Source organism: Mycolicibacterium thermoresistibile (genome assembly GCF_900187065.1).
GTDB classification, from domain to species: domain Bacteria; phylum Actinomycetota; class Actinomycetes; order Mycobacteriales; family Mycobacteriaceae; genus Mycobacterium; species Mycobacterium thermoresistibile.
Genome location: NZ_LT906483.1, coordinates 3317335 through 3330971, shown reverse-complemented (window position 1 = coordinate 3330971; position 13637 = coordinate 3317335). Strand labels below are relative to the sequence as shown.

Genomic DNA, 13637 nt, shown 5'->3' with positions numbered 1-13637 from the left:
ATTCGTTCTCAGGATAGTGAACAGTGGCGGCACCGGCCGCCGGATCGCCGGGTTCACCGGCTCGCCGCCAACCGTTCCAGCGCGCGGCGCACCGTCGTCGGGTCGGTGGTGGTCCAGAACGGCGGCAGCGACGCGCGCAGGTATCCGCCGTAGCGGGCGGTGGCCATCCGGGAGTCCAGCACCGCCACCACACCGCGGTCATCGCCGCGGCGCAACAATCGGCCGGTGCCCTGTGCCAGCAGCAGCGCCGCATGGTTGGCCGCGACCGCCATGAAACCGTTGCCGCCGCGGGCCGCGATCGCCCGCTGGCGCGCGGTCAACAGCGGATCGTCCGGACGCGGGAACGGGATGCGGTCGATGATCACCAGCGACAGCGACGGCCCCGGCACGTCGACACCCTGCCACAGCGACAACGTGCCGAACAGCGAGGTCGGTGGATCGTCGGCGAAGCGCTGCACCAGCGCCGAGGTGGTGTCCTCGCCCTGGCACAGGACCGGGGTGGACAATCGTCTGCGCATCTCCTCCGCGGCGGTCTGGGCGGCGCGCATGGACGAGAACAGGCCCAGCGTGCGGCCACCCGCCGCGGTGATCAACTCCGCGATCTCGGTGAGCTGTTCGGGCGCGGTGGCCGGCGCGGTGGCAGGGGAGCGGCCCGCCGAATTGTCGTCGGCGGCGCCGGGCCGTCCCGGCGGCGGCAGATGCGCGGCGACGTAGAGGATGCCCGACTTGGCGTGTTCGAACGGCGATCCGACGTCGAGTCCGCGCCACCGCACCTGTTCGTCGTCGGTGGCCAGCCCCCAGGCCCGGGCCATCGCGTCGAATCTGCCGCCCAGCGCCAGGGTCGCCGACGTCAACACGGCCGTGGAGTGTTCGAACACCCGGGTGCGCAGCAGCCCGGACACCGACAGCGGAGCCACCCGCAGCACCGCGCGGGTGTTGGCGGTGTCCCCGGGCCCCGAGCCACCGGCCTCCAGCCACACCACCTCGGTGCGGTCGCGGATTGCCGGCACGAACGCGTCCAGGATCCGCGCGGCGGTGTCGGCCACCTCGCCGACCGCGGTGACCGCCTCCGCGCGTGCGGACGCCGCCTTCGGATCGCCGGGGGCGGTGTCGATCGCCGCGCGGACCGCGTGCGCGGCGTCGCGAAGCGCGGTCAGATGGGTGGCGGTCTCGTCGTCGAGGTGGTCGATGCGCCCGGGCGGGGTGTCGTGCAGCACCGACGCCGTCGTGGTGGTGGCGGCCTCGAACCGTTCGGCCAGTTCGGGCGACACCAGCCGGGCTGACCGGCGGTGCGCGACCGCCATCGCCGTCGCGGACAGTTCGGCGGTGGCCACCGAGGTGACCCGGTCGACCAGTTCGTGGGCCTCGTCGACGACCAGCAGATGATGTTCGGGCAGCACCGCGGCGTCGGAGATGGCGTCGATCGCCAGCAGCGCGTGATTGGTGACGACGATGTCGGCACGGCCCGCGACCTCACGGGCCCGCTCCGCGAAACAGTCGGTTCCGTACGGGCAGCGGGCCACCCCGATGCACTCCCGCGCCGACACGCTGACCTGCGCCCAGGACCGGTCCGGCACCCCGGGGCGGAGTTCGTCGCGGTCACCGGTCGAGGTCTGCGACGACCATTCGGTGAGACGCCGGACGTCACGGCCCAGCGCGGTGACCGGCGCCGGATCGAACAACTCCGCCACCGCCTGCTCGGTGGCCTCGGCCTCCCCCGCGCCGATGGTGCCGGATCCGTTGTGGATCTTGTTCAGGCACAGGTAGTTTCCGCGGCCCTTCAGCAAGGCGAAGGTGGGCCGGCGCGGTAACGATCCGGCCAGCGCATCGACCACCCGGGGCAGGTCGCGGTCCACGAGCTGACGCTGCAACGCGATGGTGGCGGTGGACACCACCACCGGCTCGTCGGTTTCCACGGCCTTGGCGATCGCGGGCACCAGATAGGCCAACGACTTGCCGGTGCCGGTGCCGGCCTGCACGGCCAGATGCTCGCCGGTGGTGAAGGCGCGTGCGACGGCCCGGGCCATCTCCACCTGACCGGGGCGTTCGGTGCCACCTACCGCGGCGACCGCCTTGGCCAACAGTTCGGTGACGTCGGTGACATCTGCGGCGGGCGTGGCTCCTCCTACCGGTTCTGGCCGGACGGGGCCGGCGGGATCATCCGGGTCGGGATCGTGGGCTCACCGCGCGACAACTTCAACCCGTCCCACGGCAGGCTACGGAGTCCGGCGGCGACGCGTTCCCGGGCCGCCGGCAGGCCGAGATCGGCGACCGGCTCACCGTCGCGCACCAACTGCACCGTCAGCGGCCGGGCGTGCAGGCCCGCCGGGATCTCCGGCGGCCGACCGTACGGGTGGACCACCTCCTCGACCATGGTTCCGGTGGGTTTCATCAGCCGCAGCGCCTGTTTACGGCCGCCCCGCGACATCTTGTGGGTGCTGCGTTTCTCCACCGGGATGCCGTCCACCTCGACGAGCTTGTACACCAGGCCCGCGGCCGGGGCCCCGGACCCGGTCACCACCGATGTGCCCACCCCGTAGCTGTCCACCGGTTCGGCGCGCAGCGCGGCGATGGCGAACTCGTCGAGATCGCCGGACACGACGATCTTGGTCCTGGTGGCGCCCAACCGGTCGAGCTGATCGCGCACCTGCCGGGCCAGCACCCCCAGATCGCCGGAGTCGATGCGCACCGCGCCGAGATCGGTGCCGGCCACCTCGACCGCGTGGGCGACCCCCTCGGCGATGTCGAACGTGTCGACCAGCAGGGTGGTTCCCACACCCAGCGTGTCGACCTGCGCACGGAACGCAGCCTTCTCTCCGTCGGCGAAGGACGTTCCGTCGGTGGTGTGCAACAGGGTGAAGGCGTGCGCGCTGGTGCCCAGCACCGGCACCCCGTAGCGGCGGTACGCCTCGACATTGGATGAGCCGTCGAACCCGGCCAGGTAGGCGGCCCGGGCGGCGGCCACCGCGGCCTCCTCGTGGGTGCGGCGCGACCCCATCTCGATCAGGGTGCGGCCCTGGGCGGCGGTGACCATCCGGGCGGCCGCCGAGGCGACCGCGGTGTCGTGGTTGAGGATCGACAGTGCCAGCGTCTCGAGCAGGACGCACTCGGCGAAGGTGCCGTGCACCGCCAGGATCGGGGAGCCCGGGAAGTAGAGCTCGCCCTCTGCATAGCCGTCGACGTCGCCGCGGAACCGGTAATCGGACAGGAAGTTCAGGGTGTCGTCGTCCAGGTCGGCCGACAGCACATCCAATGTGGCGTCGTCGAACGTGAACCGGGTCAACGCCGCCACGAACCGCCCGGTGCCGGCGACCACGCCGTAGCGACGTCCCTCCGGTAACCGCCGGGCAAACACCTCGAAAGTGGTCCGCCGGTGCGCGGTGCCGCCCCGCAACGCGGCCGCGAGCATGGTGAACTCGTACTTGTCGGTCAGCAGCGCGACGGTCACACCGCAACCGTAACGGTTTTTCGGCGGCGAACCCGGTTCGCCGACCCGGCTCGGTCCTCCGGCGCGCAAACCCGGCTCGCTATTCTGGTGGGCATGGTTACTCCAGCGGGGACCCGACCGGGAACACGCGAGGACTCCGACGTCTCACCGGTGGAGGCCACGGACGTCCCGTGGGTGACCATCGTGTGGGACGATCCGGTCAACCTGATGACCTATGTGACCTACGTGTTCCAGAAACTGTTCGGCTACAGCGAAGCTCACGCCACCAAGCTGATGCTGCAGGTCCACCACGAGGGCAAGGCGGTGGTGTCGTCCGGCAGCAGGGAAGCGATGGAGGCCGACGTGTCCCGACTGCATGCCGCCGGTCTGTGGGCGACCATGCAACAGGACCGCTGACGTCGTGCGGTTGTGGAAACGGGTGCAGACCGCCTCCGGGCCGAGGTTCCGCTCGGCCCTGGAAAGCCATGAAGCGACACTGCTGCGCAACCTGACGACATCGCTGTTGGCGATGCTCGAGGAGCGGGAATCCTCCGCTCCCCGAGACGAACTTGCGCAGCTGACCGGGATGCGGACCGGCCACACCACACCGCCTCCCGACGCCACCCTGCAGCGGTTGTTGCCGGACTTCCACCGGCCGCCGGGCGATGACCCGGACTCCGCCGACGCCGGTTCGGCCCAGGACGTGGAGAGCCTCAACAGCGCGCTGCGCAGCCTGCACGAACCGCAGATCCTCGACGCCAAGCGGCAATCGGCCGAACAACTGTTGCAGACCCTGCCGGAACGCGGTGGCAAGGTCGACCTCAGCGAGGCCGAGGCCGAGGCGTGGGCGGCGGCGGTCAACGACATCAGGCTGGCGCTGGGCACCATGCTCGGGGTGGGCCCGGAGGGGCCGGAACGGCTGCCCGACGACCACCCGCTCGCCGGACACCACGACGTCTACCAGTGGTTGACCGTCCTGCAGGAGTATCTGGTGCTCGGGCTTCTCGACAGGCCCGGCCGATGATCCCGGCCACCGGTTCGATCACCGATGTGCCGGGGATCCTGGTGGGCCACCATTCCCGGCTGGACGACGACGCCACGATGGGTTCCGGTTGGGCGACCGGCACCACCGTGATCCTCACCCCGCCCGGAACCGTCGGCGCGGTGGACGCGCGCGGCGGCGCACCCGGCACCCGGGAGACCGACCTGCTCGATCCGGCCAATTCGGTGCGCCACGTCGACGCCGTCCTGCTGAGTGGCGGCAGTGCCTACGGCCTGGCCGCCGCCGACGGGGTGATGCGGTATCTGGAGGAGCAGAACCGCGGGGTGGCGATGAACGGCGGGGTGGTGCCGATCGTGCCGGGTGCGGTGATCTTCGACCTGCCGGTCGGCGGCTGGCAGTGCCGACCCGACGCCGGCTTCGGCTACGCGGCCGCGCGGAGTGCCCGTCGCGACGTCACCATCGGCACCGTCGGCGCCGGGGTCGGCGCACGCGCCGGCGTGCTCAAAGGCGGCATCGGCACGGCGTCCACGACGGTGGAGTGCAGCACCGACGCGGGGAACACGACCGTCACCGTCGGCGCGCTGGCCGTGGTGAACGCGGCGGGCAACGTCGTCGACCCGCACACCGGGCTGCCCTGGCAGGCCGATCTGATCGCCGAGTTCGGGTTGCACCCGCCGCCGGCCGACGAGATCGCCCGGTTCGCCGCGCTGGACGCCGAGAAGAGCCCGTTGAACACCACCCTTGCCGCGGTGGCCACCGACGCCGCGCTCAGCCCGGCGGGCTGCCGCCGGGTCGCGGTCGCCGCGCAGGACGGGCTGGCCCGGGCGATCCGGCCGGCCCACACCCCGCTGGACGGGGATACGGTTTTCGCACTGGCCACCGGGGCGGTCGAGGTGCCGCCGCGGCCCGACACCCCGATCGCTATGTCGCCGGAGCTGGCGCTGATCACCGAGGTCGGGGCCGCCGCGGCGGACTGTCTGGCCCGGGCCGTGCTGGCCGGGGTGCTGGCCGCCGAACCGGTGGCCGGAATACCCGCGTACCGGGACATGTTGCCCGGAGCGCTGGGGTGACCCGATCCCCGACCGACGATCCGGGGCAGGCGGATGGAGCAGAGGAGCGCGCGCAGTGCTGGTGATTCGTAGGGATCTCGTCGACGCGGTGGTGGCCCATGCGCGCGCCGACCATCCCGACGAAGCCTGCGGGGTGCTGGCCGGTCCGGAGGGTTCCGATCGTCCGGAGCGGCACATTCCGATGCTCAACGCCGAACGGTCGCCCACCTTCTACCGCTTCGACTCGATGGAACAGCTCAAGGTGTGGCGGCAGATGGAGGACAACGGAGAGGCCCCGATCGTCATCTACCACTCCCACACGGCCACCGAGGCCTACCCCAGCCGCACCGACATCGACCTGGCGTCCGAACCGGACGCGCACTACCTGTTGGTGTCCACCCGTGACCCGGACCGCCACGAGCTGCGCAGCTACCGCATCGTGGACGGGGTGGTCACCGAAGAACCCGTCAATATCGTCGAGCAGTACGGAAAGGCGTAGCGATGACCGTCACCGTGTCGATTCCGACCATCCTGCGCGTGCACACCGGAGGCGAGAAGCGGGTCTCCGCCGAGGGGAGCACGCTCAAGGAGGTGATCGACGATCTCGAGGCCAACTACTCCGGGATCGCCGAGCGGTTGGTCGACCCGTCCTCCCCGGGCAGGCTGCACCGCTTCGTCAACATCTACGTGAACGACGAGGACGTCCGGTTCTCCGGCGGCCTGGACACCGAGATCTCCGACGGCGACTCGGTGACGATCCTGCCGGCCGTCGCGGGTGGCTAGACGTTCGTGACCCGCTACAACTCGCTGCTCGAATCGCTCGGCAACACCCCGCTGGTCGGGCTGCAGCGGCTGTCGCCCCGCTGGGACGGCGAACCGCACGTGCGGTTGTGGGCCAAGCTGGAGGACCGCAACCCGACCGGATCGATCAAGGACCGGGCCGCGCTGCGGATGATCGAGGACGCCGAACGGCAGGGCCTGCTGTCGCCCGGGGCGACGATCCTCGAGCCCACCAGCGGCAACACCGGCATCTCGCTGGCGATGGCCGCCCGGCTCAAGGGCTACCGGTTGATCTGCGTGATGCCGGAGAACACCTCGGTGGAACGTCGCCAACTGCTGGAACTGTTCGGCGCCGAGATCATCTACTCACCGGCCGAGGGCGGCTCGAACACCGCCGTCGCCCGGGCCAAGGAACTGGCCGCGCAGAACCCGTCGTGGGTGATGCTGTATCAGTACGGCAACCCCGCCAACGCCGCTGCGCACCATGACGGCACCGGCCCGGAACTGCTGGCCGACCTGCCCGAGATCACCCATTTCGTGGCCGGTCTGGGCACCACCGGAACCCTGATGGGCACCGGGCGGTTCCTGCGCGAACGCGTCCCCGGCGTGCAGATCGTCGCGGCCGAACCCCGCTACGGCGAAGGGGTGTACGCGCTGCGCAACATCGACGAGGGCTTCATCCCGGAGCTCTACGACCCGGACGTGCTGACCACCCGCTACTCGGTCGGCTCGTTCGACGCGATCCGCCGCACCCGCGAGCTGGTGCAGACCGAGGGCATCTTCGCCGGGATCTCGACCGGCGCGGTGCTGCACGCCGCGCTGGCGATGGCGGCGAAGGCGGTCACGGCGCAGCAACGTGCCGACATCGCGTTCGTGGTGGCCGACGCCGGGTGGAAGTATCTGTCCACCGGTGCCTACACCGGTAGCCTGGATGAGGCCGAAGACGCGCTGGAAGGGCAGCTATGGGCATGACAGGCGGGGGGTATCCGGCGCGTCCGGGACCGTCGTCGCAGCCGTCCCGCAAACGTCCCCCGTGGGTGACCGGTGGCCTGACCATCCTGACCTTCGTGGCGCTGCTCTACGTCATCGAAGCCTACGATGCGGTGACCGGAAACCAGTTGGACCAGAACGGGATCCGGCCGCTGGACACCGACGGGCTGACCGGTGTGCTGTTGGCGCCGCTGCTGCACGGCGGCTGGGAACATCTGATGGCCAACACCGGCCCCGCGCTGGTGCTGGGTTTCCTGATGACCTTGGCCGGTATGTCCCGGTTCATCTTCGCCACCGCGATCATCTGGATCCTCGGTGGCCTCGGAACCTGGCTGATCGGTGATCTCGGGGCGCCGGCCGGGGTCTCGACGGTGCACATCGGCGCCTCCGGGCTGATCTTCGGGTGGCTGACCTTCCTCATCGTGTTCGGGTTCTTCACCCGCAAGGTCTGGCAGATCACCGTCGGGATCATGGTGCTGCTGATCTACGGCAGCATCCTGCTGGGCGTGCTGCCGGGCACATTCGGGGTGTCCTGGCAGGGCCACCTGTGCGGGGCGATCGCCGGTGTGATCGCCGCCTACGTACTGTCCGGACCGGAGCGGAGGGCGCGGGCGCTGCGGCGCCCGGTCCAGCCGCCGCGGCTAACCCGATGAGCGGCGACGCGTTCGCCCCGGTCGGCATCTTCGACTCCGGGGTCGGTGGTCTCACGGTCGCCCGCGCCATCATCGACCAGCTGCCCGACGAATCGATCATCTACATCGGCGACACCGGCAACGGTCCATACGGGCCGCTCACCTTGCCGGAGATCCGGGCGCACGCGTTGGCCATCGGCGACGATCTGGTCGAGCGCGGGGTGAAGGCCCTGGTGATCGCGTGCAACTCGGCCTCGGCGGCGTGTTTGCGCGACGCCCGGGAACGGTACGCGCCGGTGCCGGTCGTGGAGGTCATCCTGCCGGCGGTGCGGCGTGCGGTCGCCACCACCCGCAACGGGCGGATCGGCGTGATCGGCACCGCGGCCACCATCGCCTCCGGGGCCTATCAGGATGCGTTCGCCGCCGCCCGCGACACCGAGATCTTCGGGGTGGCCTGTCCCCGGTTCGTCGATTTCGTCGAGCGCGGGATCACCAGCGGCCGCCAGGTTCTGGGGCTGGCCGAGGGCTATCTGGAGCCCCTGCAGCGGGCCGGGGTGGACACGCTGGTGCTCGGCTGCACGCACTACCCGATGCTGTCCGGGCTGATCCAGCTGGCGATGGGCGACCACGTGACCCTGGTGTCCAGCGCCGAGGAGACCGCCAAGGAATTGCTGCGGGTACTCACCGAGCGGGATCTGCTGCGCCCCCATGACGCGGGACCTCCGCGGCGGGTGTTCGAGGCCACCGGGGATCCGGAAGGTTTCACCACGTTGGCGGCCCGTTTCCTCGGGCCGACACTCGACGGGGTCCGGCCGGTCGCACATCACGTCCCCGGGCGCCGATGATGTTCGTCGCGTAAAGCGCCCATGTCTTCGTCACCGCGATACCGGACATGGCAAGCTAGTGTGCGTGCGAATCACCGTCCTGGGATGCTCCGGCAGCGTTGTCGGACCCGATTCGCCAGCCTCCGGTTATCTGTTGACCGCGCCGAACACCCCGCCGTTGGTCCTGGACTTCGGTGGCGGCGTGTTGGGTGCCCTGCAACGTCATGCCGACCCCAGTGCGGTGCATGTGCTGCTGTCGCATCTGCACGCCGACCACTGCCTGGATCTGCCGGGCCTGTTCGTGTGGCGGCGCTACCACCCGGTGCCGCCCAAGGAACGCGGCCTGATGTACGGCCCGGCCAACACCTGGGCGCGGTTGGGTGCGGCGTCCTCTCCCGAGGGCGGGGAGATCGACGATTTCTCCGATGTCTTCGAGGTCCGCAACTGGGTGGACAACCGTCCGGTCCGCATCGGCGAGCTGACCGTGACGCCCCGGTTGGTCTGCCACCCGATCGAGTCATACGGGATGCGGATCACCGATCCGTCCGGTGCCACGCTGGTCTACAGCGGAGACACCGGCGCCTGTGACGCGGTGGTCGAGCTGGCGCGCGATGCCGATGTGTTCCTGTGCGAGGCGTCCTGGACGCATGCGCCGGACCGGCCGCCCGGACTGCACCTGTCCGGGACCGAGGCCGGTCAGATCGCGGCCAAGGCCGGGGTGAAGGAACTGTTGCTGACCCACATCCCGCCGTGGACCTGCCGCGAGGAGGTCACCAGCGAAGCCAAGGCGGAGTTCGACGGCCCCGTGCATGCCGTGCAGGCCGGCGAGACCTTCGAGGTCAGCGCCCACCCGGACCGGCGGCGTTCCGGCCGGTAGGTCCGAGCCGCTCGGACTCGAACCGATCCGGCTCGAACCATTAGGGTTGGCTCCGTGTCCAGACGAGAAGACGGCCGGCTCGACGATGAGCTGAGGCCGGTGGTCATCACCCGTGGTTACACCTCACACCCCGCCGGTTCGGTGCTGGTGGAGTTCGGGCACACCCGGGTGCTGTGTACGGCCAGTGTGCTCGAAGGTGTGCCGCGGTGGCGCAAGGGTTCCGGACAGGGATGGCTGACCGCCGAATACGCGATGCTGCCGGCGGCCACCCACGAACGCTCCGACCGGGAGTCGGTGAAGGGCCGGCTGGGTGGCCGCACCCAGGAGATCAGCCGGTTGATCGGCCGGTCGCTGCGCGCCTGTATCGACTTGAACGCCTTGGGCGAGAACACGATCGCGATCGACTGCGATGTGCTGCAGGCCGACGGCGGCACCCGCACCGCGGCGATCACCGGCGCCTATGTCGCCCTGGCCGATGCGGTGACCTACCTGGCGGCCGCCGAGAAACTGTCCGACCCGTGGCCGCTGTCCTGTGCGATCGCGGCGATCAGCGTCGGCGTGGTCGACGGCCGGGTCCGGGTGGACCTGCCGTACTCGGAGGACGCCCGCGCCGAGGTGGACATGAACGTCGTGGCCACCGACACCGGCACGCTGGTGGAGGTCCAGGGCACCGGGGAGGGCGCGACGTTCCCGCGCTCGACGCTGGACAAGATGCTCGATGCCGCGCTGGCGGCATGCGATCAGCTGTTTGCCGTGCAGCGCGAGGCCCTCGAACTGCCGTACCCCGGGGTGCTGCCGGCGCCGACGTCGCCGCCGAAGAAGGCGTTCGGAAGCTGATCGATGACCCGGCTCCTGGTGGCCACCCGCAACCGTAAGAAGCTGGCCGAACTGCACCGGGTGCTGGACGCGGCCGGGCTCACCGGGCTCAGCCTGCTGTCCCTCGACGATGTGCCGCCGTTCGAGGACGCGCCCGAGACCGGCGCCACCTTCGAGGAGAACGCGCTGGCGAAGGCCCGCGACGCGTTCCGCGCCACCGGACTGCCCACCGTCGCCGACGATTCCGGGTTGGAGGTCGACGCCCTCAACGGGATGCCCGGGGTGCTGTCGGCGCGGTGGTCGGCGACCGCAGGCGACGCGGCGACCCGGGACCGGGCCAACACCGATCTGCTGCTCGCCCAACTGGCCGATGTGCCCGACGGGCGGCGCGGTGCGGCGTTCGTGTCGGCGTGTGCGCTGGTGTACGGTCCCGGCGACGAGGACCACGTGGTGGTGCGGGGGGTGTGGCCGGGCCGCATCGCCCGGCAGCCGCGCGGGGACGGCGGCTTCGGGTACGACCCGGTGTTCATCCCGGCGGGGGAGACCCGCACGGCCGCCGAATTGTCGCCCGCCGAGAAGGACGCCGCCTCGCACCGCGGCCGCGCGTTGGCGCAGCTGGTTCCCGCGCTGCGCAGGCTGGTGAGCTGATTCACCCGGACGAAAAATTTTATATAGGCAATCTAAGGGGTAAGCTGCCGGTCGTGCGCCGGCCCGGACTCCTCATCGCTGCCCTGTCGGCGGCCGGCATCTGCGTGTCGTTGATGCAGACTTTGGTCATTCCGCTGATGCCGGAGCTGCCGCGGCTGCTGAACACCAGCCCCACCAACGCCTCGTGGGTCATCACCGCCACCTTGATGACCGCCTGCGTCGCGACCCCGATGTTCGGCCGGCTCGGCGACATGTACGGCCCGAAGCGGCTGCTGATCGCGTGCGCGGCGCTGCTCACGGTCGGCTCGCTCATCGCGGCGACCTCCACGTCGCTGCTCCCACTGGTGCTCGGGCGCGGTCTGCAGGGGTTCGGGCTGCCGATCATCCCGCTGGGCATCAGCGTCATGCGCGCGTGCGTGCCGCCCGACCGGGTGGGGTCGGCGATGGCGATGATGAGCTCCTCGCTGGGTGTGGGTGGGGCGCTCGGACTGCCGTTGTCGGCGTTCATCGCGCAGAACTTCGACTGGCACATGCTGTTCTGGTTCTCGGCCGCGCTGGGTCTCACGGCGATGGTGGTGTTCACCACGCTGGTGCCGCACGTGCCGCCGGTGGCCCGGGACCGGTTCGACCCGGTCGGGGCGCTCGGGCTGGCGGCCGGGCTGATCACCCTGCTGCTGGGCATCTCGAAGGGGGCCGGCTGGGGCTGGACGAGCGCGACGACGCTGGCCATGTTCTCCGCGTCGGCGGTGATCTTCGTGCTGTTCGGATGGTGGGAGCTGCGCTCGCCGTCGCCGATCGTGGATCTGCGCACCACCGCCCGGCTGCCGGTGCTGACCACGAACCTGGCGTCGGTCTCGGTCGGGTTCGCGATGTTCGCGCTGTCACTGGTCGGCCCGCAGATCCTGGAACTGCCCACCTCGACCGGATACGGGCTCGGCCTGTCCATGCTGGAGGCCGGGCTGTGGATGGCGCCCGGTGGGTTGGCGATGATGGTGACCGCGCCGATCGCTGCCCGGGTGATGGCGCGGCTCGGGCCGAAGTTCACGCTCTGCGTCGGCTGCACCGTCATCTGCGGCGCCTACGTCGCCGGCACCCAGCTGCTGGGCGCGCCCTGGCAGGTCAGCCTGTTCGGGGTGGTGGCCAGTGTCGGGGTCGGCTTCGCGTTCGCGTCGATGCCGACATTGATCATCGCCGCGGTCCCGGTGTCGGAGACCGCGGCGGCCAACGGCATCAACCAGCTGGCCCGGTCGCTGGGCACGTCGCTGTCCAGTGCGGTGATCGGCGCGGTGATCGGTGCGATGACGACGACCATCGCCGGCCACGAGGTGCCGACGCGTCCGGCGTTGGTCGCCGCGCTGTTGATCGCGGCGGGCGCGGCGGGGCTGGCCGCGTTGATCGCGCTGGCGATTCCGCGTTCGAAGGTCGCCGACGACGCACCGGCGGCGCCGGTCGAGGCGGTGACGTCCGCCGGCCGGTAGCGGCCGCCGGCCCGGGCGCGGCCGCTCAGATGTCGAAGCGGGCCTTGAGGTCGCGGGTCTGGAAGTGCTCGACGATCAGACCCACCAGCGGGATGGTGCCGGCCAGCAACACCCCGATGGTCTTGGCGATCGGCCAGCGCACCTTCACCGCCAGGTTTGCCGTGAACAGCAGATAGACGAAGTACACCCAGCCGTGGACGACGGCGATCCAGTTCAGCCCCTCGACGCCGTAGCCGTACTTCATCACCATCTCGTAGCACAGCGCGATCAACCACAGACCGGTGGCCCAGGCCATGATCCGGTAACCCAGTAGGGCCTTGCGGATGGTCTCGATCGGTGCGGTGATGGGGGCCGGTGTGTCGGGGGCGCTCATGTACTGGTCCTGTCCTGCTTGTCGGAATCGGCGAGTTGGGCGGCGAGTTGAGCGAGGTACGCGTTGTACTCCCGCAACGTCGGATCATCGTCGGCGTCGTCGGCCGGGGTGGCCGGTTGGGGACGCTCCGGCAGCAGACCGGCGGGCAGCTCGGTCGGGGTGTCTCGCTTCGGTTCGGGTGGTGACTCCTCGTACCGGACGAACTTGAAGTACGCGTACACACAGAATCCGGCGAACAGCGGCCACTGCAGCGCGTAGCCGAGATTCTGGAAATCACCCGAGGCGGATTCGAAGCGGGTCCACTGCCACCAGGCCAGTGCCAGGCAGCCCGCGGCGGCGGTGATCACCAACAGGATCAACGCCGGTCTCCTACGACGCGTAGTGGACACGCCTCCACGGTACCGCGACGCCCCTCATCGAGTGTCAGGCCTTCGGTCCGATGAACCCGTCGAGCCGGGCCGCGGTGGCTGTGCGGTGGACGCACACCGGTGGGAGAAGTGGTCGCGACCGATCACCGTGTGCTGCGACGCTTCGGTGTCGTGGATTCGAAGGGCGTCTCGGATTCGAAGGGCGTCAGAAGCGCAGCGTATCGGCTGCCACCGACAACCTGCGTGCGAAGTGGCGGTACGATCGCGAGCGCTGCGGGCGTGGCGGAATTGGCAGACGCGATGGATTTAGGTTCCATTGTCTTCGGACGTGGGGGTTCAAGTCCCCCCGCCCGCACCACACGGCGCAGGTAC

The 13637-nt window shown here is 70.3% G+C and carries 16 protein-coding genes and 1 tRNA gene; 13 read left to right on the top strand and 4 right to left on the bottom strand.

The genetic code is table 11. The annotated features are described in order from the left end of the window. Positions 1-53 precede the first annotated feature (53 nt). Both CKW28_RS15625 and CKW28_RS15620 read right to left on the bottom strand, forming a co-directional pair. Positions 54-2081: an ATP-dependent DNA helicase gene (locus CKW28_RS15625; RefSeq protein ID WP_003926075.1), complete on the bottom strand. Its 2028-nt coding sequence runs from the start codon at positions 2079-2081 to the stop codon at positions 54-56. Between the two features lie 44 nt (positions 2082-2125). Beyond that, on the bottom strand, positions 2126-3448 hold the full coding sequence (locus CKW28_RS15620) for a nicotinate phosphoribosyltransferase (RefSeq protein WP_003926076.1): 1323 nt from the start codon (positions 3446-3448) through the stop codon (positions 2126-2128). 93 nt (positions 3449-3541) lie between these two features. On the opposite strand from CKW28_RS15620, the gene clpS reads away from it, so the two are divergent. From clpS to CKW28_RS15560, 12 genes are read left to right on the top strand one after another with little or no spacing between them, the layout of a single operon-like run. Beyond that, the gene (gene clpS / locus CKW28_RS15615) at positions 3542-3844 is read left to right on the top strand and encodes an ATP-dependent Clp protease adapter ClpS (protein WP_040547105.1); all 303 of its coding nucleotides are present in this window, start codon (positions 3542-3544) and stop codon (positions 3842-3844) included. Positions 3845-3848: 4 nt separating this feature from the next. Further along, positions 3849-4451 (top strand): oxidative stress transcriptional regulator AosR, encoded by a 603-nt coding sequence (aosR, locus tag CKW28_RS15610; RefSeq protein ID WP_003926078.1) that lies wholly within the window; start codon positions 3849-3851, stop codon positions 4449-4451. Beyond that, complete coding sequence (locus CKW28_RS15605; RefSeq protein WP_003926079.1) at positions 4448-5500, top strand: P1 family peptidase; 1053 nt, start codon at positions 4448-4450, stop codon at positions 5498-5500. The genes aosR and CKW28_RS15605 overlap by 4 nt, the downstream gene beginning before the upstream one ends. Positions 5501-5504: 4 nt before the next feature. Next, positions 5505-5978, top strand: a complete 474-nt coding sequence (locus CKW28_RS15600; RefSeq protein ID WP_435405806.1) for a M67 family metallopeptidase — start codon at positions 5505-5507, stop codon at positions 5976-5978. Positions 5979-5980: 2 nt separating this feature from the next. Next, positions 5981-6262: a MoaD/ThiS family protein gene (locus tag CKW28_RS15595; RefSeq protein ID WP_003926081.1), complete on the top strand. Its 282-nt coding sequence runs from the start codon at positions 5981-5983 to the stop codon at positions 6260-6262. A 6-nt stretch (positions 6263-6268) separates the two neighbouring features. Further along, the gene (locus CKW28_RS15590) at positions 6269-7231 is read left to right on the top strand and encodes a cysteine synthase (RefSeq protein ID WP_003926082.1); all 963 of its coding nucleotides are present in this window, start codon (positions 6269-6271) and stop codon (positions 7229-7231) included. Continuing rightward, a complete protein-coding gene (locus CKW28_RS15585; RefSeq protein ID WP_003926083.1) occupies positions 7222-7902 on the top strand; it encodes a rhomboid family intramembrane serine protease in 681 nt (226 codons plus the stop codon). Before CKW28_RS15590 ends, CKW28_RS15585 begins: the two co-directional genes overlap by 10 nt. Continuing rightward, entirely contained in the window at positions 7899-8726 is an 828-nt protein-coding gene (gene murI, locus CKW28_RS15580) for a glutamate racemase (protein ID WP_003926084.1), read from the top strand. The genes CKW28_RS15585 and murI overlap by 4 nt, the downstream gene beginning before the upstream one ends. Before the next feature lie 58 nt (positions 8727-8784). Further along, positions 8785-9582: a cyclic nucleotide-degrading phosphodiesterase gene (locus CKW28_RS15575; RefSeq protein WP_040547107.1), complete on the top strand. Its 798-nt coding sequence runs from the start codon at positions 8785-8787 to the stop codon at positions 9580-9582. 54 nt (positions 9583-9636) lie between these two features. Further along, positions 9637-10419, top strand: coding sequence for a ribonuclease PH (rph, locus tag CKW28_RS15570; protein ID WP_003926086.1), 783 nt, complete (start codon positions 9637-9639; stop codon positions 10417-10419). 3 nt (positions 10420-10422) lie between these two features. Beyond that, complete coding sequence (rdgB, locus tag CKW28_RS15565) at positions 10423-11046, top strand: RdgB/HAM1 family non-canonical purine NTP pyrophosphatase (protein ID WP_003926087.1); 624 nt, start codon at positions 10423-10425, stop codon at positions 11044-11046. 53 nt (positions 11047-11099) lie between these two features. Continuing rightward, positions 11100-12524, top strand: coding sequence for an MFS transporter (locus CKW28_RS15560; protein ID WP_003926088.1), 1425 nt, complete (start codon positions 11100-11102; stop codon positions 12522-12524). Between the two features lie 25 nt (positions 12525-12549). Here CKW28_RS15560 and CKW28_RS15555 read toward each other — a convergent pair whose 3' ends face one another. After that, complete coding sequence (locus CKW28_RS15555) at positions 12550-12897, bottom strand: DUF3817 domain-containing protein (RefSeq protein WP_003926089.1); 348 nt, start codon at positions 12895-12897, stop codon at positions 12550-12552. After that, positions 12894-13286, bottom strand: a complete 393-nt coding sequence (locus CKW28_RS15550; RefSeq protein WP_040547109.1) for a hypothetical protein — start codon at positions 13284-13286, stop codon at positions 12894-12896. The genes CKW28_RS15555 and CKW28_RS15550 overlap by 4 nt, the downstream gene beginning before the upstream one ends. A 252-nt stretch (positions 13287-13538) precedes the next feature. On the opposite strand from CKW28_RS15550, the gene CKW28_RS15545 reads away from it, so the two are divergent. Further along, a tRNA-Leu gene (locus CKW28_RS15545) sits at positions 13539-13623 on the top strand. Positions 13624-13637: the final 14 nt, after the last annotated feature.

What these genes read in the sequence shown, in the direction of transcription:
- murI (WP_003926084.1), top strand. Translation starts at nt 7,899, where the DNA reads ATGAGCGGCGACGCGTTCGCCCCGGTCGGCATCTTCGACTCCGGGGTC.
- CKW28_RS15605 (WP_003926079.1), top strand. Translation starts at nt 4,448, where the DNA reads ATGATCCCGGCCACCGGTTCGATCACCGATGTGCCGGGGATCCTGGTG.
- clpS (WP_040547105.1), top strand. Translation starts at nt 3,542, where the DNA reads ATGGTTACTCCAGCGGGGACCCGACCGGGAACACGCGAGGACTCCGAC.
- CKW28_RS15555 (WP_003926089.1), bottom strand. Translation starts at nt 12,897, where the DNA reads ATGAGCGCCCCCGACACACCGGCCCCCATCACCGCACCGATCGAGACC.
- rdgB (WP_003926087.1), top strand. Translation starts at nt 10,423, where the DNA reads ATGACCCGGCTCCTGGTGGCCACCCGCAACCGTAAGAAGCTGGCCGAA.
- CKW28_RS15585 (WP_003926083.1), top strand. Translation starts at nt 7,222, where the DNA reads ATGGGCATGACAGGCGGGGGGTATCCGGCGCGTCCGGGACCGTCGTCG.
- CKW28_RS15595 (WP_003926081.1), top strand. Translation starts at nt 5,981, where the DNA reads ATGACCGTCACCGTGTCGATTCCGACCATCCTGCGCGTGCACACCGGA.